The 24065-nt window shown below is 43.3% G+C and carries 20 protein-coding genes and 1 pseudogene; 7 read left to right on the top strand and 14 right to left on the bottom strand.

Annotated elements, in window-relative coordinates; all coding sequences use genetic code 11:
- Window positions 1-42 precede the first annotated feature (42 nt).
- The 7 genes from CVP04_RS04410 (at window position 43) to pgi (ending at window position 8962) form a co-directional block, all read left to right on the top strand.
- Window positions 43-1233 carry a lipoprotein-releasing ABC transporter permease subunit gene (locus CVP04_RS04410; RefSeq protein ID WP_100296310.1) on the top strand — a complete coding sequence of 397 codons (1191 nt, stop codon included), beginning with the start codon at window positions 43-45 and terminating at the stop codon, window positions 1231-1233.
- Window positions 1234-1285: 52 nt separating this feature from the next.
- Window positions 1286-1972 (top strand): lipoprotein-releasing ABC transporter ATP-binding protein LolD, encoded by a 687-nt coding sequence (gene lolD, locus CVP04_RS04405; protein ID WP_100296309.1) that lies wholly within the window; start codon window positions 1286-1288, stop codon window positions 1970-1972.
- Window positions 1973-3226 (top strand): lipoprotein-releasing ABC transporter permease subunit LolE, encoded by a 1254-nt coding sequence (gene lolE, locus CVP04_RS04400; protein WP_100296308.1) that lies wholly within the window; start codon window positions 1973-1975, stop codon window positions 3224-3226. It abuts the gene before it with no gap.
- A 141-nt stretch (window positions 3227-3367) separates the two neighbouring features.
- Window positions 3368-4453, top strand: a complete 1086-nt coding sequence (gene aroG, locus CVP04_RS04395) for a 3-deoxy-7-phosphoheptulonate synthase AroG (protein WP_100296307.1) — start codon at window positions 3368-3370, stop codon at window positions 4451-4453.
- Window positions 4454-4687: 234 nt separating this feature from the next.
- The gene (locus CVP04_RS04390) at window positions 4688-6100 is read left to right on the top strand and encodes a replicative DNA helicase (RefSeq protein ID WP_100296306.1); all 1413 of its coding nucleotides are present in this window, start codon (window positions 4688-4690) and stop codon (window positions 6098-6100) included.
- A gap of 11 nt (window positions 6101-6111) precedes the next feature.
- Window positions 6112-7188: an alanine racemase gene (gene alr, locus CVP04_RS04385; RefSeq protein ID WP_165772772.1), complete on the top strand. Its 1077-nt coding sequence runs from the start codon at window positions 6112-6114 to the stop codon at window positions 7186-7188.
- 127 nt (window positions 7189-7315) lie between these two features.
- A complete protein-coding gene (gene pgi, locus CVP04_RS04380; protein WP_100296305.1) occupies window positions 7316-8962 on the top strand; it encodes a glucose-6-phosphate isomerase in 1647 nt (548 codons plus the stop codon).
- Between the two features lie 314 nt (window positions 8963-9276).
- On the opposite strand, the gene CVP04_RS04375 is transcribed toward pgi, so the two are convergent.
- The 14 genes and pseudogenes from CVP04_RS04375 to CVP04_RS04310 form a co-directional block, all read right to left on the bottom strand.
- Entirely contained in the window at window positions 9277-9600 is a 324-nt protein-coding gene (locus CVP04_RS04375; RefSeq protein WP_100296304.1) for an HI1450 family dsDNA-mimic protein, read from the bottom strand.
- 100 nt (window positions 9601-9700) lie between these two features.
- The gene (gene ppc / locus CVP04_RS04370) at window positions 9701-12340 is read right to left on the bottom strand and encodes a phosphoenolpyruvate carboxylase (RefSeq protein WP_100296303.1); all 2640 of its coding nucleotides are present in this window, start codon (window positions 12338-12340) and stop codon (window positions 9701-9703) included.
- Between the two features lie 270 nt (window positions 12341-12610).
- Complete coding sequence (locus CVP04_RS04365; RefSeq protein ID WP_100296302.1) at window positions 12611-14377, bottom strand: TadE/TadG family type IV pilus assembly protein; 1767 nt, start codon at window positions 14375-14377, stop codon at window positions 12611-12613.
- Window positions 14378-14750: 373 nt separating this feature from the next.
- The gene (gene tadF / locus CVP04_RS04360; RefSeq protein ID WP_100296301.1) at window positions 14751-15374 is read right to left on the bottom strand and encodes a tight adherence pilus pseudopilin TadF; all 624 of its coding nucleotides are present in this window, start codon (window positions 15372-15374) and stop codon (window positions 14751-14753) included.
- Window positions 15349-15888, bottom strand: a complete 540-nt coding sequence (locus CVP04_RS04355; RefSeq protein WP_133118472.1) for a TadE/TadG family type IV pilus assembly protein — start codon at window positions 15886-15888, stop codon at window positions 15349-15351. The genes tadF and CVP04_RS04355 overlap by 26 nt, the downstream gene beginning before the upstream one ends.
- 17 nt (window positions 15889-15905) lie before the next feature.
- On the bottom strand, window positions 15906-16682 hold the full coding sequence (locus CVP04_RS04350) for a tetratricopeptide repeat protein (RefSeq protein ID WP_100296299.1): 777 nt from the start codon (window positions 16680-16682) through the stop codon (window positions 15906-15908).
- A complete protein-coding gene (locus CVP04_RS04345) occupies window positions 16675-17532 on the bottom strand; it encodes a type II secretion system F family protein (RefSeq protein ID WP_100296298.1) in 858 nt (285 codons plus the stop codon). Before CVP04_RS04345 ends, CVP04_RS04350 begins: the two co-directional genes overlap by 8 nt.
- Window positions 17532-18413: pseudogene (locus tag CVP04_RS04340) on the bottom strand (type II secretion system F family protein). The gene CVP04_RS04345 and the pseudogene CVP04_RS04340 overlap by 1 nt, the downstream one beginning before the upstream one ends.
- Window positions 18413-19690 (bottom strand): TadA family conjugal transfer-associated ATPase, encoded by a 1278-nt coding sequence (locus CVP04_RS04335; RefSeq protein ID WP_100296297.1) that lies wholly within the window; start codon window positions 19688-19690, stop codon window positions 18413-18415. Before CVP04_RS04335 ends, CVP04_RS04340 begins: the two are co-directional and overlap by 1 nt.
- Window positions 19691-19701: 11 nt before the next feature.
- A complete protein-coding gene (locus CVP04_RS04330; RefSeq protein WP_100296296.1) occupies window positions 19702-20811 on the bottom strand; it encodes a CpaE/TadZ family protein in 1110 nt (369 codons plus the stop codon).
- Window positions 20812-20826: 15 nt separating this feature from the next.
- The gene (locus CVP04_RS04325; RefSeq protein ID WP_100296295.1) at window positions 20827-21324 is read right to left on the bottom strand and encodes a hypothetical protein; all 498 of its coding nucleotides are present in this window, start codon (window positions 21322-21324) and stop codon (window positions 20827-20829) included.
- Window positions 21321-22724 carry a type II and III secretion system protein family protein gene (locus tag CVP04_RS04320; protein WP_100296294.1) on the bottom strand — a complete coding sequence of 468 codons (1404 nt, stop codon included), beginning with the start codon at window positions 22722-22724 and terminating at the stop codon, window positions 21321-21323. Before CVP04_RS04320 ends, CVP04_RS04325 begins: the two co-directional genes overlap by 4 nt.
- 6 nt (window positions 22725-22730) lie before the next feature.
- Window positions 22731-23507, bottom strand: a complete 777-nt coding sequence (locus CVP04_RS04315) for a CpaB family protein (protein WP_100296293.1) — start codon at window positions 23505-23507, stop codon at window positions 22731-22733.
- A gap of 47 nt (window positions 23508-23554) precedes the next feature.
- The gene (locus tag CVP04_RS04310; RefSeq protein ID WP_100296292.1) at window positions 23555-23992 is read right to left on the bottom strand and encodes an A24 family peptidase; all 438 of its coding nucleotides are present in this window, start codon (window positions 23990-23992) and stop codon (window positions 23555-23557) included.
- Between the last annotated feature and the right edge of the window lie 73 nt (window positions 23993-24065).

Genomic DNA, 24065 nt, shown 5'->3' with positions numbered 1-24065 from the left:
GGTATTTTTACGCCGCCATTTTAATCAAATAAAAGAACGACGATGAATCTTCCAATTTCCTTGTTTATCGCTTTACGTTATTGGCGAGCAAAAAATACCGACCGTTTCGGGCGTTTAGTGACCAATTTGGCAAGTATCGGGATTGTGCTCGGTGTCACGGCGCTGATTATTGTTTTATCGGTAATGAACGGGTTGGAAAAACATCAAAAACAACAAGTGCTTTCCGCCATTCCGCATTCCGTGATTATGCCGACGAGCGGTGCGGTTTCCTTGAGCGATCCGCTTCCCTCGTTGCCCGATTTCGTGCAAAAAGCCGTTCCCGTGAATATCACCGGCGTGATTTTTCAAACGCCGAACGGCGTCAGCGCCGGACAAGTGATCGGCATTCGTGATTTTTCCGATGATCTATTATTGCAAGAATTTGATCCCGCAAAATTTTCGCAAATTTTGCCGAGCGGCGAGTTTAAGTTAATTATCGGTTCGCAATTAGCACTAAAATTACAGCTGCAAATCGGCGATAAAGTGCGTTTAATGATCACTGAAAACAGCCAATACACACCTTTCGGGCGCGTACCCGTGCAGCGCTTATTCACCGTGAGCGATATTTATTTTTCCGGCACGGAAGTGTCGGGCTACGAAGCATTTGCCAATTTATCCGACATCGGGCGCTTAATGCGTATTCGTCCGGAACAAGCGCAGGGTTATCGTTTATTTTTAACCGATCCGTTTCAAATTACTGATTTACCGACATTTTTTAGCGCGGAAAAATGGACAATCGATGATTGGCGCACGCAAAAAGGCGAGTTTTTCCAAGCGGTGAGAATGGAAAAAAATATGATGGGTTTGTTAATCAGTCTGATTATTATTGTCGCCGTATCCAACATTATTACTTCGTTGAGTTTAATGGTGGTGGATAAACAAGGCGAAATCGCGATTTTACAAACTCAAGGACTGACCAAATCTCAAGTCCGTCGTATTTTTATTTTACAAGGCTTTTTGGTCGGTGTAGTCGGCACCTTGATCGGCGCGTCGGCAGGCGTATTGATTACCCTGAATTTGAACGAAATCATCGGCGTTTTGAATCCGCAAGGGATTTTTCTACCGACGGATATTAACATAATGCAAATTGCTTCGGTGATCGGATTTTCATTGTTATTATCTTTATTATCAACAATTTATCCTGCTTATCGAGCGGCAAAAATTGAACCGGCGGAAGCCTTAAGATATGAATAAAGTGCGGTGGTTTTTGCGAAAATTTTATCGTGTTACGGAATAAACCTAAAATATGAATACAGAAATTTTATTAACTTGTCAGAATGTCAGCAAAGATTATCAAGAAGGCTCGATTCGCACGCAAGTGTTGAAAAACGTGAATTTCTCAATGAATACCGGCGAATTGGTCGCGATCGTGGGTAGTTCCGGTTCGGGAAAAAGTACCTTGTTGCACACCTTGGGCGGATTGGATCAACCGACGCAAGGCGAAGTGTTTATTAAAGGACAATCTTTACAAAAAGCCGGCGCCGACGAATTGGCGCGATTGCGCAATCGTTATTTGGGTTTTGTGTATCAATTCCACCATTTAATGGCGGATTTTACCGCTTTGGAAAACGTGATGATGCCGATGTTAATCGGGCGCCATAATAAAGCCGAAGCGCAAGATCGTGCGGAAAAAATGTTGGCGGCGGTGGGCTTGTCACATCGTATTTCGCATCGCCCTTCTGCTTTGTCCGGCGGCGAGCGGCAACGAGTCGCTATTGCCAGAGCCTTGGTGAACGAGCCGGCTTTGGTGCTGGCGGACGAACCGACGGGAAACCTTGATCGCAATACCACCGAAAGCATTTTCGAATTGATTCGACAGCTGAATGAAGAACAAAAAACCGCCTTTTTATTGGTGACGCACGATTTAAATCTCGCGGAAAAATTGTCTCGTCGATTGGTGATGCAAGACGGCGTATTGCGCGGAGAAGATTAAATGAACACGCCGTTTTTTATCAGTTGGCGTTATCAACGCAGCAAGCAAAAAAATCGTTTGGTTTCCTTGATTTCCGCCTTTTCCGGCATCGGTATCGCGTTAGGCGTCGCGGTGTTGATTATCGGTTTAAGCGCGATGAACGGATTCGAACGGGAACTCAATAATCGCATTTTAGCCGTAGTGCCGCACAGCGAAGTGTCCGCCTATCAAGGACAAGGTGAAAGCGGCGTGATTGAAAATCGGCAAAAATTGACCGCACTTTTAAAGCAAGATCCGCAAATTATCGGCGTATCGCCCTTCGTCAGTTTCACCGCTTTGGTGGAAAACGGTGCAAAACTTAAAGTGGTGCAAGTGAAAGGCGTGGAACAAGCCGCGCAAGATCAAGTGAGCAGCTTAGGCAAGTTTGTTCTCGGCGACGGTTGGCAAAAATTTGCCCAAGAAGGCGGTTTAGTGCTCGGATCGGGGATTGCTCGTGATTTAGCCGTGGCGGAAGGGGATTGGGTCACGCTGTTGATTTCTCATTCCGACGGGCAAACTAATTTATCCCAACCGGAACGCCACCGTATTCAAATCAGCGGTATTTTGCGCTTAGACGGGCAGTTGGATCATAGTTACGCCTTAATGCCGTTGGCACAGGCGCAATCCTTATTAGGCTATCACGCAGAACAAGTGACCGGCGTTGAGTTGAAAGTCGCCGATCCTTTTGGCGTGCAAGCAATGCAATATCCGATGTTGCAAACCTATCCGCAAATGCTGTATGTGCAAAATTGGATTGCGAAATTCGGTTATATGTACCGTGATATTCAACTGATTCGAATGGTGATGTATATCGCAATGGTGCTGGTGATCGGCGTGGCGTGTTTTAATATTGTTTCCACCTTGATTATGGCGGTGAAAGATAAACAGGGCGATATTGCGATTATGCGCACCTTGGGCGCCAACAACCGCTTTATCAAGCGCATTTTTATTTGGTACGGCTTACAGGCGGGAATGAAAGGTTGCTTAATCGGCATTATTTTGGGTATAGTATCCGCATTGAATCTCACCGCTATCATTCGGAGTATCGAATCCCTTATCGGTCGGAAATTATTATCGGACGGTGTTTATTTTGTGGATTTTTTACCCAGCGAATTACATTGGCAAGATGTGGGGTTGGTGCTGGCGGCGGCGTTGGTGTTAAGCTTAATCGCCAGTTTATATCCAGCAAGCCGAGCGGCGAAATTGCAACCTGCTCAAGTTTTGAGCGGGCATTAACGAAATAATAAATATATTATCAAACTAGTTTACTAGTACATAAAGTCGTGTTACATTGAACACCAATGTATTAATGACAATTTTAATCTTTCGTCGAGCCCGATTCGACGTATCCTTTTTAGTATTTAGAGAGAGTGAAGTATGACCAAAAACAAAAATAACATTCGTATTGCAAACGATGACACACGCATAGCCAAAGTGGAACAAGTTTTACCGCCGATAGCCTTATTGGAAAAATATCCGGCGAGCGAAATTGCGGTGAGAACCGTTAAACAAGCCAGAAAATACGCGCATAATATTATTCATCGCGAGGATGATCGCTTATTGGTGATTATCGGGCCTTGTTCCATTCACGATCCGAAATCCGCATTGGAATATGCGCACCGCATTAAAGCAATGCGCGAAAAATACAAAGACACCTTAGAAATCATTATGCGCGTTTATTTTGAAAAACCGCGCACGACCGTAGGCTGGAAAGGCTTGATTAACGATCCGTATTTGGATCACAGCTACGCGTTAAACGACGGTTTGCGTATCGCGCGTAAATTATTGTCGGACATTAACGATCTTGAAGTGCCAACCGCCGGTGAATTTTTAGATATGATCACGCCGCAATATATCGCCGATTTTATGAGCTGGGGCGCCATCGGCGCGAGAACTACGGAATCGCAAGTACACCGTGAACTTGCGTCCGGTTTATCTTGTGCGGTGGGCTTTAAAAATGCAACCAACGGCGGCGTGCGTATCGCATTGGACGCTATCGGCGCGGCGGAAGCACCGCATTATTTCTTATCGGTAACGAAATTCGGTCATTCGGCGATTGTTTCGACCAAAGGAAATAACGATTGCCACATTATTTTACGCGGCGGCGATAAAGGCCCGAATTACAGCGAAGAAGATGTGAAAACCGTATGCGCGGACATTGAAAAGAGCGGTCGAATTCCGCACGTTATGGTGGATTTCAGCCACGCCAACAGTTCGAAACAATTCAAAAAACAACTGGATGTTTGCCAAGAAGTTTGCCGCCAAGTCGCCGGCGGTTCCGAGCATATTTTCGGCGTAATGGTGGAAAGCCATTTGGTGGAAGGTCGCCAAGATTTGGTTGACGACAAAGAATTGGTGTACGGTCAAAGCGTAACGGACGCTTGTATCGGTTGGGACGATTCCGAACGCGTGCTACAAGAATTATCCGATGCCGTGAAAGCGCGTCGCCAAATTAAGGGCTAAGCCGATTACACAGCGGCATTAACGCAAAAGTGCGGTGATTTTTTTCAACATTTTTGCGGCTATTGCCTAAGCGAGATTTATTGCGGGTGTCGTGAAAAGCACCCGCACTTTTTTATCCTCGTTTTTGAGATTAAACGCGGGAAAAATCCGCGGCTTTTTTTATTCTTTTCTTAAATCTCCCGTCGATTTGTTATATCATAGAACACCCTTTTTATTGAAAATAAATCGAACGTTATGGCACAACAAAACACCTCAAAACCTCAGCGAACAAAAGAGAAAGCAATCGAGCAAATGAACGTCGCGCCGCATTCTATTGAAGCGGAACAATCCGTTTTGGGTGGGATTTTGTTGAGTAACAGCCATTGGGATGCCGTTGCCGAGCGGATTATCGCCGAAGATTTTTACACCTTCGAACACCGTTTGATTTTCCAAGAAATGACGAATTTAATTCGTCAAAACCAACCGATCGATTTACTTACCTTGGATGACGCGCTGAAAAAGCGTGAAGTCGCCGATGAAGTGGGCGGGTTTGCCTATTTGGCGGAATTGTCCAATAACACGCCGAGCGCGGCGAATATTATCGCTTATGCGGACATCGTGCGGGAAAAGGCGATTTTGCGCGAGTTGATCGCGGCGGGAAACCGTATCGCCTCAATGAGTTATGCGACCAAAGGGCAGGATGTCAAACAAATTCTTGACGAGGCGGAAAAGGAAGTCTTTGCGATTGCCGAAAAACGCACCTCTTCCGGCGAAGGGCCGCAAAACATTGTTGATATTCTGGAATTAACCATCGATAAAATCGAACAGCTGACCGAGAACAAAAATCATAACGGCGTCACCGGCGTAACTACCGGATTTATTGATTTGGACAAAAAAACCGCCGGTTTACAACAATCCGATTTAATTATCGTTGCCGCGCGTCCGTCGATGGGTAAAACTACTTTCGCAATGAACTTATGCGAAAACGCTGCGTTAGCCAGCGACAAACCCGTGTTGGTGTTCAGTTTGGAAATGCCCGCCGAACAACTGATGATGCGTACTATCGCTTCGCTTTCCCGCGTGGATCAAACCAAAATTCGAACCGGACAAGGTTTGGACGAACGAGATTGGGCGCAAATCGGCAGCACCCTCGGAATGTTTAAACAAAAACCGAATTTATTTATTGATGACGCTTCCGGCTTAACACCGACGGAGTTACGTTCGCGCGCGCGCCGAGTGCACCGTGAAAATCAAGGCTTGAGCCTGATAATGGTGGACTACTTGCAACTTATGCGCGTGCCGGGCGCCGATAATCGTACCTTGGAAATCGCGGAAATTTCCCGTTCTTTAAAAGCCTTGGCGAAAGAATTGGAAGTGCCGGTGATCGCCCTTTCTCAGTTAAATCGTACATTGGAAAACCGCACGGACAGACGACCTGTGAACTCGGATTTGCGTGAATCCGGCTCCATCGAGCAGGATGCGGACTTGATTATGTTTATTTATCGTGACGAAGTTTACAACGAAAATTCCGAAGACAAAGGCATTGCGGAAATTATTATCGGTAAACAACGTAACGGCCCGATTGGAAAAGTGCGGTTGAAATTCCAAGGACATTTCTCGCGCTTTGACAATTTGAAAGAACAACCGGAATATATTGATGAGTATTAATTATGATGCATATGAAACCGGCAACGGCAAAAATCAGCTCCGTTGCTTTGAAACACAATATTCGAGAAATTAAGCGCAAAGCGCCGAACAGTAAAATTATCGCAATCGTCAAAGCGAATGCATACGGACACGGCGTAGTGTTTGTGTCCTCCGCGATTGAGCAAATGGTGGATTGTTTCGGTGTGGCGCGTTTGGAAGAAGCGCTTAGTTTACGATCCAACGGTATCACCAAACCGATCTTGCTGTTGGAAGGTTTTTTCTCCGAAAAAGATTTGCCGATCATTGCGGTGAATAATATCCAAACCATCGTGCATAATCGCGAACAATTAACCGCACTTCAGCGGGCGGAAGTGCCGAATCAAATTAAAGTGTGGGTGAAAGTGGATACGGGAATGCACCGTTTGGGCGTATCCTTGGAACAAACGGACGAATTTTATCGCTTGTTGCAAGATTGCCCGAATGTAGATAAAAACATCGGTTTCGTCAGCCATTTCAGCCGCGCGGACGAATTGGATTGCGGTTATACGGAAAAACAATTAGCGGATTTTTTACGCGTAACGCAAGATAAACAAGGCGAACGCAGCATTGCAGCGTCCGGCGGTATTTTGTTCTGGCAGGAATCGCATTTAGATTGGATTCGACCGGGCATTATTATGTACGGCATTTCGCCGAACAATACGCCGAGCAAAGAATACGGCTTAATTCCGGTGATGACGTTAACCTCATCATTGATTGCGGTGCGCGATCACAAAAAAGGCGAACCGGTGGGATACGGCGGTCGTTGGGTCAGTGAAAAAGACACGAAAATCGGTGTGATCGCCATCGGTTACGGCGACGGTTATCCGCGCGATATGCCGAGCGGTACGCCGGTTTATGTTAACGGACGCCGCGTGCCGATTGTGGGTAAAGTGTCAATGGATATGCTGACGGTGGATTTAGGCGCCGACAGTCAAGATCAAGTGGGCGACGAAGTTATTTTATGGGGCAAAGAATTGCCGATTGAAGAAATCGCACAAATCGGCGGCGTGTTAAGTTATGAATTAATCACCAAACTTACACCGCGCGTCTTGACGGAATATATCGATTAAACGGCGAATATTACGCGGCGGCTCCTCCTTGTTTGTCCTCCTCCGTTCGAGTGAAAATAGAGGAGTGGCAACGCCGTGCGATTAGGCTATACTATTTCATATTATTTAAATTAAGAAGGAAACGAGAATGCAAAATATCAATCCGACCACAACAAGCGCTTGGAAAGCCTTGGAACAACATAAAGCGACTTTCGGTCAAACCACGGTGCAACAGCTTTTCGCCCAAGAAAATGATCGTTTTGACGCTTATTCATTGACGTTTAACGATGAAATTTTGGTGGATTTTTCAAAAAATAATATCAATCAAGAAACCTTGAGTTTGCTTCGCCGCTTAGCGCAAGAATGTGCTTTAAGCCAAGCTACCGAAGCAATGTTCAACGGCGAAAAAATCAACCGCACGGAAGATCGTGCCGTATTACATACCGCACTTCGTAATCGTTCCAATACGCCGGTATTGGTGGACGGCAAAGACGTAATGCCGGAAGTGAACGCCGTATTGGCAAAAATGAAAGTTTTCTGTGATCGCGTGATTTCCGGCGAATGGAAAGGTTATACCGGCAAAGCCATTACCGATGTGATTAATATCGGTATCGGCGGATCGGATTTGGGGCCTTATATGGTGACCGAAGCATTGCGTCCGTATAAAAATCATTTAACGATGCATTTTGTCTCTAACGTGGACGGTACGCATATTGCGGAAACTTTGAAAAAAGTTAATCCTGAAACTACATTGGTTTTAGTCGCGTCAAAAACTTTCACCACCCAAGAAACAATGACCAACGCGCTTTCCGCGCGCGAATGGTTCTTAGCGGCGGCAAAAGACGAAGCGCATATCGCGAAACATTTCGCCGCGTTATCCACCAATGCGAAAGACGTTGCAAAATTCGGTATCGATACCGAAAATATGTTTGAATTCTGGGATTGGGTCGGCGGACGTTATTCGTTATGGTCTGCGATCGGTTTGTCTATCGCCCTTTCTATCGGCTTTGAAAATTTCGAAGCGCTATTAAGCGGTGCACACGAAATGGATAAACACTTCCGCAACGCGCCGATCGAACAAAATATTCCGGCGACGCTTGCCTTAATCGGTTTATGGAACACGAATTTCCTCGGCGCACAAACCGAGGCGATCTTGCCTTACGATCAATATTTACATCGCTTTGCCGCTTATTTCCAACAAGGCAATATGGAATCGAACGGTAAATATGTCGGTCGCGACGGTAAAGTGGTGAACTATCAAACCGGCCCGATTATTTGGGGCGAACCGGGTACAAACGGACAACACGCGTTTTATCAATTAATTCACCAAGGTAAAACTCTGATTCCTTGTGACTTTATCGCACCGGCGCAAAGCCACAATCCGTTAAGCGATCATCACAGCAAATTATTATCCAACTTCTTCGCCCAAACCGAAGCGCTTGCATTCGGCAAAACCAAAGAAGAAGTGGAAGCGGAATTCGTGAAAGCGGGTAAATCCTTAGATGACGTAAAAGACATCGTGCCGTTTAAAGTGTTCACCGGCAACAGACCGACCAACTCGATTTTATTACGCAAAATCACACCGTTCAGTTTAGGTGCGTTAATTGCGATGTACGAACATAAAATCTTTGTGCAAGGCGTTATTTTCAATATCTACAGCTTCGACCAATGGGGCGTAGAATTAGGTAAACAACTGGCAAACCGCATTTTGCCGGAATTAGCTGATAACGAAAAAGTCTCCGCACACGACAGCTCCACAAACGGATTGATCAATCAATTCAAAGCGTGGCGATAAGCATAGCGGAATTAAATATTACAGAAAGGGCGTAGCGATACGCCCTTTTGGTTTGTTGACAAAGAGGCGTGTATATTCGGACGCACGCAGTGCGTCCCTACATCGGATTTTAATTTATTGAAAAGTAAGAACTTTTTTATTCTCTTTCCGTAGGGACGCACTGCGTGCGTCCGTATTATAAATTACAATAAATTAAGATTTGTGATTAATTTAAAACGGCTTTACCACTGCTTTTTAAAGTTGGCAAAGCCACCGACTTATAATTGACCGATTGCGACCCTAGGTCGCTGTCAGGCAAGTCTGAGGGAAAAAAATTATTTTTTCCACACAATATGATATTCGCGATCTTCTTCACGATGTGAAATCAGGAATTTGGCGAAAATATCGTCCATTTCATCTTGTTCGTTAACTAAACCGATCCAAACTTCGGCATATTCGTCGGGATCAATCAACACGCCGATTTCTTGTTCCCAATCGTCGGCGGTTTCAACGAATTCCACCGCGCCGCGTTCTTCAAATTGCAGATTAAATAATAAAATATCCGCAGGATCTAAATTCTCGCCCGCCATTTCCAAAAAAATATCATAGGCAATATCAATCGCCGCATCGGGATCCAATTTTGTATAAATATCAGTCATTTATCAATTCTCGCTAAATAAAAGTCGGGTTATCATAACACAAAAGAAAAAAGTGCGGTCATTTTTGACCGCACTTTTGCGCGAATGGTTTGTTGTCAACCTAGCCCGTATTACGCATACCTGCTGCGATACCTGTGATGGTGATCATCAGCGCTTGTTCGACATCCGGATTCGGATTTTCCGGATTTTCGCGTAAGCGGCGGAGTAATTCCACTTGCAACAAGTTGAGCGGGTCAGTATAAACGTTGCGCAAGGCAATGGATTCGGCAACCCAAGGTAAATCGGACATTAATTGATCTTCGTGGGATAAAGACAAAATGGTTTTAATGTCTTCTTGCAGCTGTTCGCGCAAGGATTGACCGAGATACCATAATTCTTTTTTCACCAAATGTTGATCGTAATGTTCGGATAACCAAGTATCGGTTTTACTGAACACCATTTCTAACATTCCGATACGCGTAGAGAAAAACGGCCATTGTTTACACATTTCTTCGATAGTTTCGCCTCTGCCATTTTCAATGGCTTGGCGAACGGATGCGCCCGCGCCTAACCAAGCCGGTAGCATTAAGCGGTTTTGCATCCACGCGAAGATCCAAGGAATCGCGCGTAAACTTTCGACGCCGCCGTTCGGATTGCGTTTTGCCGGACGTGAACCCAACGGTAATTTGGATAATTCTTGTTCAGGCGTTGCGGAACGGAAATATGGCACGAAATCTTTGTCGCCGCGCACTACGCCGCGATAAATTTCGCAAGAAGAATCGGATAATTCGTTCATCACTTCACGCCAAGAATCTTTCGGTTCCGGCGGTGGAAGTAGGTTCGCTTCTAAAATAGCGCTGGCGTAAAGATCCAAACTGCCGACCGCCACTGCCGGTAAACCGAGTTTGAAACGGATCATTTCGCCTTGTTCGGTAACGCGTAAACCGTTTTTCAATGAACGCGGCGGTTGAGATAATAATGCCGCGTGCGCCGGTGCGCCGCCGCGACCGATTGTACCGCCGCGACCGTGGAATAAAGTCAGTTCGATACCGAGTTTTTCGCACAAGTTGACTAATTGTTCTTGCGCGCGATATTGCGCCCAAGACGCCGCCATCATTCCGGCGTCTTTCGCACTGTCGGAATAGCCGATCATCACCATTTGTTTGTTGTTGATCACACCGCGATACCAGCCCACATTGAATAATTGGGTCATTACTTCTTCGGAGGCATTTAAGTCGTCAAGAGTTTCGAACAACGGCACGACCGGTAAATGATAAGGCACGCCGGCTTCTTTTAATAATAAATGCACAGCCAACACGTCCGAAGCGGTGCGCGCCATTGAAATGATATAGCAGGAAATGACGCCTTCTTCTTGCTCCGCAATTACTTTGCAGGTATCCAACACTTCTTTGGTTTCTGCGGAAGGCGTCCAATCGCGCGGCACAAGCGGACGGCGTGAACTTAACTCACGAATTAAGAAGGCTTGTTTATCGTCCTCCGTCCATTGAGAATAATCGCCTAAACCGATATAACGAGTGATTTCGGCGATCGCGTCGCTGTGGCGCGTACTTTCTTGACGAATATCCAAGCGGGATAAGGACAAACCGAAACAACGAACACGACGTAAACAGTCTAATAACGCACCGTTGGCGATAATGCGCATACCGCATTGTTGTAAAGATTGGTAACAGTCGTAAAGCGGTTCCCAAAGTTGTTCGTCGCGGGTGAGAATATCGCTTTCGCCGACGGTGTGCGGTTTGCCTTCGATCAACTCGCCGTAATACGCCACGGTTTTCACTAATTTGCTGCGTAAGTCTTTAATTACGACGCGGTAAGGCTCCAAATGATCGCCGTATTTTGCACGGAATTCATCGGTGCACTGAATAACGGAAAGCTCGTCGGCTAATACTTTAATATCTTCTAAAAATAATTCCGCTGCTTTCCAACGGTTCATCGCCAACACTTGACGAGTGGTTTGCGCGGTAACAAATGGGTTGCCGTCACGGTCGCCGCCCATCCAAGATGAAAATTTCACCGGCGCTAATCCGACAGGATGTTGCACGCCGAAGTTTTTTTCCAAATGGAAATTAATTTGACGACAAAATTCCGGCACGGCTTTCCATAAACTGTTTTCAATCACTGCCATACCGCTTTTCGCTTCGTCCACCGGGGTCGGGCGTTGTGTGCGAATTTCATTGGTGTGCCAAGCTAACGCGATAAGTTGCATTAAACGACGTTTTAATTTGGTACTTTCCGCTTCGGTTAAATCATCGTGTTCCAAACGGTTTAAGCAACGGTTGATTTCAACGTGTTTATGCCCTAAAGAACGGCGGGTGACTTCCGTCGGGTGTGCGGTTAAGACTAATTCCACCAATAATTTTTCAACGGTTTCGACCACTTTTTCTTTCGGCACGTTTTGTTCTTTCAAACGGGCGAACAAGGCTTCCAATGAACGGGAGGAGGATACTTGGTCAACGTGGCGACGGGAAATGGTTTGATATTGTTCCGCAATATTGGTTAAGTTCAAGAAATGACTGAACGCACGGGCAACGGGAATAATATTATCGTTCGAAATAGTTGCCAAGGTATCTAATAATCGGCTGCGGGCTTTTTCGTCGCCTGCGCGGGAATCGCGTGAAAGAACACGAATATTTTCAATTAAATCAAGAATATCGCTACCTTGCGCGTCGCTGATAGTTTCCCCTAAAAAATGTCCCAACATATTAATGTTGTTACGCAGAGTAGAGTATTGTTGAATCATAATAACCTCGCTGGAAAAGAATAAAATGGGTGTGTTGCTATAGATATAACCAAAATTTGCAAGAAAGGTCAAATAGAATTAATTCGAAAAATTAAAAAATAATAAAAAAACGCAATTTATTATTTTTATTTAGAAAAATAATTAAAATTTTAGATTTTATTTAGTGGTGTTAATTTAATGTTAAATTTAATTCTAGTCCGGAAGATAACCGAAAATAAATCAGGCGATTTGTGGGAAAATCGCCTGATAGGTTAAAGATCGCAGAGAGAATTATTGTTTCTCGACAACGTGACCGACTTCTTCGCTTAAACCGATAATTTGTCTAAACGCATCTAACAGCTGCTCTTTATTATTTGCCACATAATAATGCTCCTTGACGCATTTTTTCCAATATTCGGAAGCGCCCTCGTGCTTGCCGATATAACCGAAGGCGATAAAACCGATGCGCGGAGGTTCTGTCTCATAGTGCGGATCTTGTAATGCATTTAATTTTTCAATGATCTTGTCGCACATTCCTTCTTCAACTAATTTTTCCGAAATTCCCGGGCTTTTATCTTCATATTCAGATTTAGGATAAAAGTTACGGAGGCTGTTGTTTAGTGCAAAACCCAGACCGAATTCATCTACACCATCGGAAAGAATTAACAATACTCTCCTTGTATTCATTTGTGCAACATTTGGTTTAGCCTCGTTTGCCCCATTAACATCCATAAGTAAATTGGCGCCGATTATTACTCCCGAACTGATAAGCGTGTTGCCTCCCGGTGTAATTCTCACAAAGTCTCGAGTTAAACGTTTTGCTTTCCCGTATCCATACCAATTACTAGTAGTTGGCAGTGCACTAGGCGCGATCACCTTGCTATGAAGTAGATCCGTGATGCAGTGCCAGTATTGATGATTGATAGTAAAATCATATGCCTGTTTTGTTCCGCTAAAGCCCTCAATGCGCTTGATAGTTTCAGGAATATCAATATTTTCGACGTTAATTGCATCGATACCCACTTTTATCAGTGCGGCATCCTCCTGACTAAGTGGGTCAGTCCAATGAAGCTTGCCTCCGAAAACTTCAGTAGTGAGTTGTTCTACAGTGGGGTTTATCGGTTTAAACGCATAAGGTAAATAACATTTATCAGGATTTTTATCGTATTTATCAAATTGTTTAGCTCCGGCGGCAAAACCAACAAAGCGAATACGATTTTGCTTGTGTATTGACGGGTTGATTTTATTTACACTTTCATTTTCATCGTCTCCAAGCGCTTCGTTACTAATAGTTTGAACCACTTCTCGTAATATTTCAATTTTGCTAGGGGCCTTAGGTGCCTGTTGATTTTTCTTTCTATTATCATTCACCTTTTTCTCTATTTGGTGCAGCATCGAACCGCTAAAGTCGGTAACCAATACCACATCAATAGGAACGATGTCACTGATATTTTTTTGTAAATAGATTTTATCCGATTGAATATTGACATATTCGCCGAAGGTTAATTTGGCTTCATAAGATTTACCGAAATATAACCAAGAAGGTCGCTCGAAGGATCCGCTGATTTCACAACTAATGTTGCGCGTTAGTTTGCCCTCCGAATTGAGTAAACGTTTACAACTATATTGATACTCGTCATTAATTTTTTTGTTGCTAGGATCTTTAAAATAGGTAGCCGGATGGTAGTAATATCTGGCGATGCCTTCAATTAATTCTTGATTGCGCTTATGTTGCGCTTCCCGTAATTCCTCCTCAGGGATATCTTTAGCTTCCTTTGTTTTCAGCGTCGGATTTTGGCGTTTCACATCAAAGTGGCTTCTACCTCTTTCCCTAAATTCGTTATTTTCTGCAATCAACGCCAAACCCGCTTGTTCTATGCCTTGCGAAAAGCGTGCTTTGTCTAAATATAAACCGGAACCGTCCACGGCAAGGGCGACAAGGGCAAGAATAACAAACGACAAAACGGCGATCATAATTGAATATACGCCTTGCTCGTTGCGATAAAACGAACGTATTACACCGAAAAAATCGGTGATAAAACGAGATTGTTTTTTCATCAAAATCTACCTTATGATTAAAATCTCGCCGTTTACGGCGGATAGTTAATTGAAAGAGGTGTTACTTCTTTCGGATTAATGACAAAGTTTAATTTGTTGTATTTGCAATACGGACGCACGCAGTGCGTCCTAGACTGATGACAAACCTTTATAGCCATTTATCATCATTTTCCTTCTCCCCTTGTGGGAGAAGGTGCCCGCAGGGCGGATGAGGGGTAATAATTTATCGTCATTACAAAATGTTATTTTGCTTCGCAAAATCCCCCTCATCCTGATTTTTGTTTCTGAACGAAACAAAAATCTGTCCTTCTCCCACAAGGGGAGAAGGGAGTGAATTTCGCCGTGCGTCGAGACATATTGAAACGGTTTCATATTAACGACCTACTGCAAAGGAAGAAGAACGCAAGATATCTTTTTCTGTTTGTTCTTTAGAAAGCACTAAGGTCTTAAACCAGCTGTGTTGTTCGACGCAAACCGTGACTTGATACAACGGAATTTTCTTTGTCGCATCGGCTTCGGAAAGCGGCGAAAGTATTTTGAAATCCGGGTTTTGATCTAATGTTTGATGAGAAGGGTTACATTTTGTATTGCTTCCCTTTGTGCCGAGCCCCCTATAATCTTTGATAGGATATTCCTCATTTTCTTTCAGTGGACTCAGGATCAAAGATTCCACCAACACATAAAGTTTCGGGTGTTGCTTATTCTCTCCGAACATCATTCGCTCGGCGATCGTTTCAAAGTTTTGCAGATCGTCTTGAGTCACCCAAAGATAGGGACTTCTTTCGTGTAATTGGAGGCGTTCGCGTAATAAGCCCGTTAAGGAATAGCTTACGTTATCCAATTTACCTATGGTTGAACGCAATACCACCAAATCGCCCATAAATGCCAAAATGACACCTAAGAAAAGGATGGCAAAGACAAATTCGATCGTCACTGCACCGTATTGATGACGAATAAATCGCCGTAACAAATTAAAATTGGAACTTGTCTCTTTCATATTCCTGCACCGTAATAATTTCTCGATTAAACATTCGGCTAGCCCATTCCGTCGGAAGCCACGGTAGCGGCATTAGGTAATTGTAATGATAACTCAACCGATAGCGCGCGATTGCACCAAGTTCACCGTTCGGCGCTTGTACAACATCGTTGATGGTGATCGGTTTGCGGAAATTTTCCTTAACCAAATCTTTAATGCTTTCGGCATAATCCACGCCGACGTCGATTTTTTCATTTTTCACCGCAAAAAGCGCTAAAACCGGATTTCCTTGTTCTTGATGTCTCGCTAACAAGATTTTCTTGAAAGATTCGGCATAATCGGCATTCGCCGCCTGAGTATTTTTAACCAACCGCACGCTGTCGGTGATTAAAAAATCCCAATAGGCGGTAAAAACCGAGAGGCGACAAAGTTCCAAAATCATCAGAAAGACCATAAAGAAAATTCCTATGGTCAATCCGAATTCAATGCTGGAAACGCCTCGCCGACAGGATAAAAAGTCGTTGATTTTTTTCATTGTGCTATCACTCGATATTATCGTTTAGCCGTTTTTTTATTCGGTTTATCAAAAGCGCCTTGGTTTTTTTTCAATGCCGCCACCAGATCATTCGGCGAAGAATTTAACCGCTCTTTTTTAATAATATCCAACGCATATTCCGTATCGCCGCTTTTCACTAAGGCGAAAACCAAGTTATGCACCAAACGGGATTCCTTCACGCCTTTTAAATATTGCGGCAATAATAATTGCACGGCGTTTTTATAATCACCGTGAATAATTTTCAACATTGCCAAATTATTCACCGCGATCACATCGTTGATAAATAAATCTCTGGCGGCGGCAATATCTTGCTGTGCGCGCTGCATATTGCCTTGTTGGGCGAAAATAACGCCGCGTAAATTATGCGCTTCGGCGTTTTTCGGGAAACGTTCGATGAGGCTGTTAACACTCATTAATGCATTGTCAAAGTTTTTTAATTGAATTAAATCGCGCACTTCTAATAATGAAGCGGATTCATAATAAGAATTTGTAACGTCGGTCAGCGGTTTTACTTGATATAACGAGGCTTCGTAATCGCCTTTGTTATAATAAGCGCGCGCTAATTTATAACGCGTGGCATCATCCTCGAAGGATTTTAATTGCTCGCGATATAAGGTAACTAATCCGCTGTAATTTTGTGTGGATTCGTATAATTTTTCTTTGGAAGAAAAATTATCGTCTTCGACCAATGAAGAAGAAAGGGAATCCGCACAGGCGGCAACGGTTAAACTTAACGATAAAATTAAAACATTTTTTAAAAAACGATTACACATTTGGAAAGACCCTCATAAAACCCGGCACCACAATTAAAATGACGATGGGGAACATAATAAATAAAATTAACGGAACACTCATTTTCGCCGAAAGCGTACCGAGATATTCTTCAAGCGTTAATAACTGCATTTCGCGCATATCGGAAGATAATTGCAAAAGATGAGAATAAATTGACGAACCGAAATTTAAGCTCTGTTGCAACACAGTGGTAAACATTCGGATTTCTCTTGTCGGCAAGGACGCGGGTAACGAATCAAGTGCGGCCAATAATCCGACGATTTCCGCTTTACGGATAATACGCAACATTATGTAGCTTAAATCGGGATTTAACGTTTTGAAATCTTCCGCGACGCGCAATAACGACGCGTTGATTGTCATCCCCGTTTGCACGCAAATCGCCACCAAATCGACGAAACCGGGCAAATCGCTCATAATTTTTTTGATTTTCCGTTTCAGCAACATTTTGGTTAATATCCCCGGAATTATAATCATTGCGACAAAAATTCCGCCGAAAACCATTGCCATATCTTTTTTATTCGCACTGTTATCGGCGAACAATAAGAAATAAAACAAGAAAATAACCAATGAGATCGCCACTTTATATTTAAGATTTTTATCGATTTTATGAATAAACGATAAATATTTGCTGTTGCCAACCAATAAAGATTCCAGCTCAAGCTGCTGTTTATTTTTTTCTTTTTCGTTATCCTGCGATTTCTTTTCTTTCGGCACTTTGCCGGAAAGAATATCTTTATTTCGCGATAATTTATTTTTACTGATTATCGCAGTAAAGAAAAATAGAAAGCCGGAAACGGTTAATAATAAGAAAATAAATATTGCGTTGTACATTAGGATACCTTTCTCATTAACCACCAAATAATCGACATACCTAAGGTTTCGCTGCCGATAACGTAATAAAGAATTAATCTTCCTTGCGGATCATTGATAATAAAATCAAAATTTTCCGGCATCATAAATTTCATAAAGATAAAAAATACGATGGGAAAAGATGCAACGATAAGCGCGGACATTCTGGCTTCCGAAGTCATCGTACGTTTTTTCTTTTCCATTTTTTTGTTATCGGCGATCGCACGTCCGAGTCGATTAACAACTTCGCGCATTTGCCCGCCTTTGGATAAGTTCACGCGGATAATCGTAATAAAGAAGTAATATTCTTTATAAGGATAACGGTTATAACTATCTTCAAAAACCGCATTCACATCTTCACCGATGGACAAGCGTTTATGAATCGATTTAAATTCACGACCGATTTGTCCGCCGACGTCTCTGCCGCAACGTTCCAACGCTTGTAATAAACCGGCGCCGGACGAGGTGGCGGAATTAAGAATTTGAATGATTTCCGGAAATAATTCTTCAAACTCTTTTCGATTGCGATATTCGCCTAATTTCCAGATAAATATCACGAATAGGATTAAATAAATCGCTAAAAAGAGTCTTTTATCAACTTTTAAATAAGCGGAATTGATATACAACATAAAAAATAACACCAGCACGCTGATTAAAATATTTCTTAATAAATTGCATTCTTTTCCGCCGGTAAAATAATGTCGTCAAAGTGCGGTCTTAAATTTAATTTTTTTGATAAATTCTTCGATCGTTCTGGTTGATGTATCATTTTGGTTTACTTTCTTTTTTAGCCGCAAAAAATTGACAGCGACATAAGAAAGTAGAAAACAACCGAAGGCGACGACGGTGTAATAAAAAAACATTATATTCCTCCGAATATTTGTTGCAGTTCGTCGCTTAAATTAAAGATCTGCGCATTTTGGTACACCACGGAATTGGATAACAAACCGTGCGAAATAAATTCGCCGATAATTTTTCCTTCTTTATCGTGATATTGGCTCGGTTGATAAGTAAAAATATCTTGCAACACGATTTGTCCGCTTTCCATTCCCATTATTTCGGTAATATTGGTAATTTTCCGCGTACCGTCGTTTAAGCGCGAGGCTTGCACGATAATGTTAATCGCCGAGGCAATATTGCGTCGAATGGCTTCCAGCGGAAGCGACGCATTCGACATCATCACCATACTTTCCAAACGCGATGTGGCATCGCGCGGACTGTTGGCGTGTAGGGTGGACATTGAACCGTCGTGACCGGTATTCATCGCTTGCAGCATTTGGAAAGCTTCCGCACCACGACATTCCCCGACGATAATCCGTTCCGGACGCATCCGCAGGGCGTTGATCACCAAATCTTGCATTGTTACCGCGCCGGTGTGTTCGATACCCGCGATACGGGTTTCCAAACGAACGACGTGCGGCTGCTCCAAACGCAACTCGGCGGTATCTTCTAAGGTGATCACGCGTTCGGTGTGGGAAATATAGTTCGATAACGCATTTAACAGCGTAGTTTTACCGGAACCCGTCCCGCCGGAAACGATGATATTCACGCGCGAGCGGGCGGCGATAATTAAAAAATTCGCCATTTCCAAGGTCATCGAGCCGAAATTGACCAATTCTTCCAGCGTTTTTTTGTTTTTGCTGAATTTACGAATGGAAATGGACGTACCGTCCAAGGCAATCGGCGCAACCACCACGTTTAAACGGCTGCCGTCGGGTAAACGCGAGTCCACCAGCGGCGAGCCGTCGTCGATCCGACGTCCGACGCGCGCCACCAAACGTTTGGCGATATCGGTTAATTGTTCGTTGTTGATAAATTGTTTGGCGGTTTTTTCCAAAATACCGGCATGTTCGACCCAAATATCATTTGGGCCGTTAACCAAAATATCATTCACCGTATCATCTTCCATTAGCTCGCGTAACGGGCCGTAGCCGGTGATTTCATCGGCGATGATTTCCGCCATCTCGCCGGCGTCAAGTGCGGTGATATATTGCCCGTTTTGTGTGCCGACACGATAGACAATCTGGGTTAATTCATTCAGAAGCGTTTGGCGTTCCTCTTGAATTTGTTCGAGTTTTTCGATATCCAGATTACTTAACACTGCATTTCTGAAAAATACTTGTTGTTCTTTGTTTAACATAATCGTTTTTCTTATTTATTCAGTAGTTTTTGTAATAAGGACGAAAATAACCCTTTGTTGTCCGTCGATGTGTTATTTCTCGGTAAAATACCGATAATTTTCATCGCTAAGGAGAAAAAGGCGTTTTTGTGGATTTTCTTAAATTTAACCCAGAGTACGTTTTTACTCACCGTATGAGGAATAAACGGAATCACCGTATCCACTTTCGTATTTAATAAGGTTTCGATATCGGCTTTCGACATTAATTGATCGTTTTTCGCCTTATGATCCGAAATACATACGAAAGTGCGGATGATTTGATTACTGTTTTCGCATTGATCTAAAAATTGTTTTGCCACGCGTAAAGAACCGATATGACGATCCACGACAAGAATAAAATTATTCCCGTATTCAAAGAAATTCGGAAAATAATCCTTATTAATATTAAAAATAGGTTGGTCATAGATAATAAAATTGTATTTTTCGGTCTGCGCACTGGTTAATTTTTCGGCTTTCCCGTTAAATAAATCCAGATAATCGTCATATTTAACGATATCGCCTTGCAATTTTTTATCAAATAACAAATCCAAATCTTGCGAGCCGTTCGGGCCTTGCGCTAATAAGACGGGAATTTTTTTATGGGTAATAATTTGATTGGCGATGTGCGAGCTGATAAAACTGCTGCCGATCCCGCCTTTACAACCCAACACGCAAATTTTAATGGTGTGTCGGTTGTGTTCCGTATGCATTTCGGAGGCGGTGATTTTTTCCATCATCAAATCTAATTGCGTATCGGTATGGAAATATAAAATACCGCGTTTTAACAATTTTTCCGCCATTGTGATGGAGTCCGAATTGCCGATTAAACAACACCATATGTTTTGCGGAACGATCGTATTAATATATTCGGCAATTCGGACAATATCGGTTTCATTATGAATATCGATAATAATGCCGACGATATCTTCCGCGTTTAACGCAATATTGGAAGTAAATAAATCGGCATTTAAAATTTCGATATATTCCATACCTTGCACGCGCAAGCGTTGCGACACTTTATCTTGAATTTCCGTCGAAGTGGACAAAACGGCAACTTTTCTGCTGCTGTGAATCGCGGGTTTTTCTTTATCAAGTAATAGCATAATGACTCCGTGCCGTTAGTTTTTTAAATGAATGCGCGAATTGCTTTTGCTAGCGCAATAATCGTATTGAGCGGGTGCGACATTTTCCCCAATTTCTAGCGGGCAATTAATTTTGTCGGCGGAAATGCGTTGCACTTCCACGGAAAGCGGATACAACGGGCGCACTACGCTGTCTTTTTGTAACAGAACGTTGTCCGCTTGAATATGACGGCGGAGCAATTCTTTGCGTAAATAGACCGCTCTTTCTTTGCTGAGACGACCGTTCCAGAAAATCACCACTTTTTTGTCGAGATCCCGTCCTACATTGGCGCTGACCGAGCGCACTAAATTCGCCATTGCGGTGTCGCTGTAGTCTTCCAGCACAAACAAATCCTTCATTAATTCATAGCGGGTTTGTTTGGCGCGTTGCGGCTGGGCGACGTTATCCGGATCGAGCGCATAGTCGGCGCTTGCCGATAAACTGCCAAGCAATAATAGGGTGTAGCATAAAGTTTTTTTGCACAGAAGCATCATTGGATGAACCCTCCGTTTTGTAAGAAATTCGACGTCAATGTTTTGTGATAGACATTTTTAAACGGTGTTAAATTAAAGAATCGTTCCATTGTGCCGGTTTGTTCGAAGGTCGGATAAACGATGTCTTTTGAATTGATCGGTTTAACCAAATTCACCGTAGCGACCACCACCAATTCTTTCACATCGCGCGAAGTGGAAACGCTGCGGAAAAACGCCCCTAAAATCGGTAAATCGCCTAATAGCGGCACTTTTGACACGCCTTCCAAATCGGTGGAACTGAGTAATCCGCCGATGATGAAACTCTCGCCGTTGCCCACTTCAAAGGTGGATTTCGAGCGACGCGTGTGGAAATACGGAATATTACCCACGTCCGCATAAGCGTAGCTGCCGGCGAGGGTGCTGACTTCTTGCGCGAGGACTAAACGTACGCGATCATTTTTTTGCACCTTGGCGCCCACTAATAATTTCACCCCGAAATCTTTATAAGTCACGGTTGAACCGCCGTCGCTGTCTTTTTGCACATAAGGCACTTCGCCACCGACGAGAATATCGGCGGTTTCACCGGATAACATTGAAATATTCGGCTCGGCAAGCACTTTACCGTTATTCGTGTTATTGATCGCATTAATGAATAATCTCAGGTTATTGGCGTTAATCAACGAAATCGAACCGCCGGACGCGTCGAACCCGCCGCCAATCACTGCGGAACCGCCGGTTAAGTTATTTAATAAGTTACCCGCCGGATTGCTCCAGTTAATACCTAAAGCGTCGGAAAGATTTTTGTTAACTTCCACCACGGTTAATTTCACATTAATTTGCGTCGCTTCGGAAACGTTCGAATTATTGATCACGCCGGTATATTGATATTTATCCAAAAACGGCGCTTTTTCTTCCGAAGTACCGTGTTTGACCGTGTATTCGGTCACTTTTGACGGCGCACCGATGGCTTCGCCCACAATGCGGTTTACTTCTTCACTTTCTTGATCCGAGGCGGCTTTACCTTCGATCACATAAGCCTTACCGACTTTTTTCACTTGCAAATTGGAGTTCGGGAAACGCGCTTTGATTTGCTTGTTCGTATCGGTGATATTGTTGATAAACGCGTTCACGTTTAAGGTATCGGACAACAAAATATTGCCTTGGGCGTCAAATGCCATCACGTCCGTTACGCCTTCTTGTTTGGCGTAAACCATAAAGCTGTAATCATCCAACACTTCATAATTGGCGATATTCGGCGAGGAAATAAAAATCGTATCGACTTTTTTATCCAATTCGAAATATTGGCTTTTGCCTTGTTCCAAATAAAGCGGTTTGGCGAACGCGCCGGAAGAATAGGCGAGCATTAAGGCTGCAAAACAGCTCAACAGGCGTTTGCATAAGATTTTTTTGTTCATCAACATAATAAATTATTGACCTCTTAATTTTCTGATAAACGAACCTTTATGGTTAGCGGAATTTTTGGATTTTCCGTCTTCAGGGAGCACCATCACAACGGCGTCTTTTGGTAAACTGTAAAGGGTTTTCACTTGCTCGGTGTTGAGTTTCAGCGTGACATAGCCCGCAATACCTTTGTGTTTTTCTTGTTCTTCCCAAGTGTAAGCGCGGCGACCTAACAGCGGCACGTCAGTGATCAACTTCACAAAATCTTGGGTATCCAACTGATCGTTATAGGGATGGTCTTGCTGGCTGTATAAAGAAACGGATTGACCGATTTGCAAGGTATCCAAAATATAACTGTTATTCGGTTTGATATTGAGGCGATACGCCACTTCTTGTTTCGGATCTAAGCTGAATAACAAGAAACGCGGATCATCCGGCGCAACCAATCTTTCTTTGGAAAGCATAGAGCCGGCTTGCAAATTTTCGCTCACCAAAAAACCTTGTAAGGAAAAATTATGCTGTTCTTGCAACAACGACTTAATATCGTTTGCCACGAGCGGATCATTTTCCGGCACGTCTTTTTCGCTCAAAATATAATCTTCCGCTTGCACTAACGCACCTTTCGGTAAATCTTTTTTCAAAGAGGCAAGTGTGATCGTGGTATTTTTCACCACGACGACCGGTTGTTCTTCGACGGTTTGCTCGGTTTTCACCGCAGTATCATCGGGGATCATAAAGAACAAGCCGCTTAAGCCGACGGCTAAAATTAGAAACGAGATTGTAAATAAAAATCGATAATTCATTTTATACCCTTGTAATACGCCGACAGGCGAGTCAAGTCTTAAGGTGATTAAAGATGAATTAGTAATAAATTGATTAAAAATCCACAGCTTATGGCAACGCCGTAAGGAAGACCTTGTTCTCGGATTGCGGTTCTAAAAAAGATCAAACCGATAATAACGACAACCAAACCGGAAAGTGCGGTGAAAAAAACAAAAGAAATTATTTGTTCATTGGGGAGCGCCAACATCAGAACGCTGATCATTTTGGCGTCTCCCCCGCCCATTACTTTCAATGTGAATAATAAAAAGCATATTACTAATGCAACAACGGCCGACAATACGAAAACGGTTTCATAATTAAGCCAAGCCAACGCGATGACCAAGGGAAATAATATTCCGATGCATTTATTGCTGATGATTCTGGATTTAATATCGGAATAAGAAATTCCTAACAAAATCAATGTGATTAAGCAATAAACCGTGATCGTCGCATATTCTTTTATCATTATGGTTTTAAAATGTATTATTTAAATTTTATTTTAAAAACCGGTGGCTCGGATGAAGGAAGGGAAGTGAACC

This window comes from Caviibacterium pharyngocola, from assembly GCF_002795405.1.
In the GTDB taxonomy this organism is placed as follows: domain Bacteria; phylum Pseudomonadota; class Gammaproteobacteria; order Enterobacterales; family Pasteurellaceae; genus Caviibacterium; species Caviibacterium pharyngocola.
The sequence above is the reverse complement of the archived record's forward strand: the minus strand, read 5'-3'. Positions and strand labels throughout refer to the sequence as shown.

Bases quoted from the DNA above. Each gene is read 5' to 3' on its own strand.
- CVP04_RS04335 (WP_100296297.1), bottom strand. From the start codon at position 19,690: ATGTTAAACAAAGAACAACAAGTATTTTTCAGAAATGCAGTGTTAAGT.
- alr (WP_165772772.1), top strand. From the start codon at position 6,112: ATGAAACCGGCAACGGCAAAAATCAGCTCCGTTGCTTTGAAACACAAT.
- pgi (WP_100296305.1), top strand. From the start codon at position 7,316: ATGCAAAATATCAATCCGACCACAACAAGCGCTTGGAAAGCCTTGGAA.
- aroG (WP_100296307.1), top strand. From the start codon at position 3,368: ATGACCAAAAACAAAAATAACATTCGTATTGCAAACGATGACACACGC.
- lolD (WP_100296309.1), top strand. From the start codon at position 1,286: ATGAATACAGAAATTTTATTAACTTGTCAGAATGTCAGCAAAGATTAT.
- CVP04_RS04365 (WP_100296302.1), bottom strand. From the start codon at position 14,377: ATGAAAAAACAATCTCGTTTTATCACCGATTTTTTCGGTGTAATACGT.
- CVP04_RS04350 (WP_100296299.1), bottom strand. From the start codon at position 16,682: ATGTGTAATCGTTTTTTAAAAAATGTTTTAATTTTATCGTTAAGTTTA.
- CVP04_RS04330 (WP_100296296.1), bottom strand. From the start codon at position 20,811: ATGCTATTACTTGATAAAGAAAAACCCGCGATTCACAGCAGCAGAAAA.
- tadF (WP_100296301.1), bottom strand. From the start codon at position 15,374: ATGAAAGAGACAAGTTCCAATTTTAATTTGTTACGGCGATTTATTCGT.
- lolE (WP_100296308.1), top strand. From the start codon at position 1,973: ATGAACACGCCGTTTTTTATCAGTTGGCGTTATCAACGCAGCAAGCAA.
- CVP04_RS04355 (WP_133118472.1), bottom strand. From the start codon at position 15,888: ATGAAAAAAATCAACGACTTTTTATCCTGTCGGCGAGGCGTTTCCAGC.
- CVP04_RS04345 (WP_100296298.1), bottom strand. From the start codon at position 17,532: ATGTACAACGCAATATTTATTTTCTTATTATTAACCGTTTCCGGCTTT.
- CVP04_RS04325 (WP_100296295.1), bottom strand. From the start codon at position 21,324: ATGATGCTTCTGTGCAAAAAAACTTTATGCTACACCCTATTATTGCTT.
- CVP04_RS04310 (WP_100296292.1), bottom strand. From the start codon at position 23,992: ATGATAAAAGAATATGCGACGATCACGGTTTATTGCTTAATCACATTG.
- CVP04_RS04375 (WP_100296304.1), bottom strand. From the start codon at position 9,600: ATGACTGATATTTATACAAAATTGGATCCCGATGCGGCGATTGATATT.
- ppc (WP_100296303.1), bottom strand. From the start codon at position 12,340: ATGATTCAACAATACTCTACTCTGCGTAACAACATTAATATGTTGGGA.
- CVP04_RS04320 (WP_100296294.1), bottom strand. From the start codon at position 22,724: ATGTTGATGAACAAAAAAATCTTATGCAAACGCCTGTTGAGCTGTTTT.
- CVP04_RS04390 (WP_100296306.1), top strand. From the start codon at position 4,688: ATGGCACAACAAAACACCTCAAAACCTCAGCGAACAAAAGAGAAAGCA.
- CVP04_RS04410 (WP_100296310.1), top strand. From the start codon at position 43: ATGAATCTTCCAATTTCCTTGTTTATCGCTTTACGTTATTGGCGAGCA.
- CVP04_RS04315 (WP_100296293.1), bottom strand. From the start codon at position 23,507: ATGAATTATCGATTTTTATTTACAATCTCGTTTCTAATTTTAGCCGTC.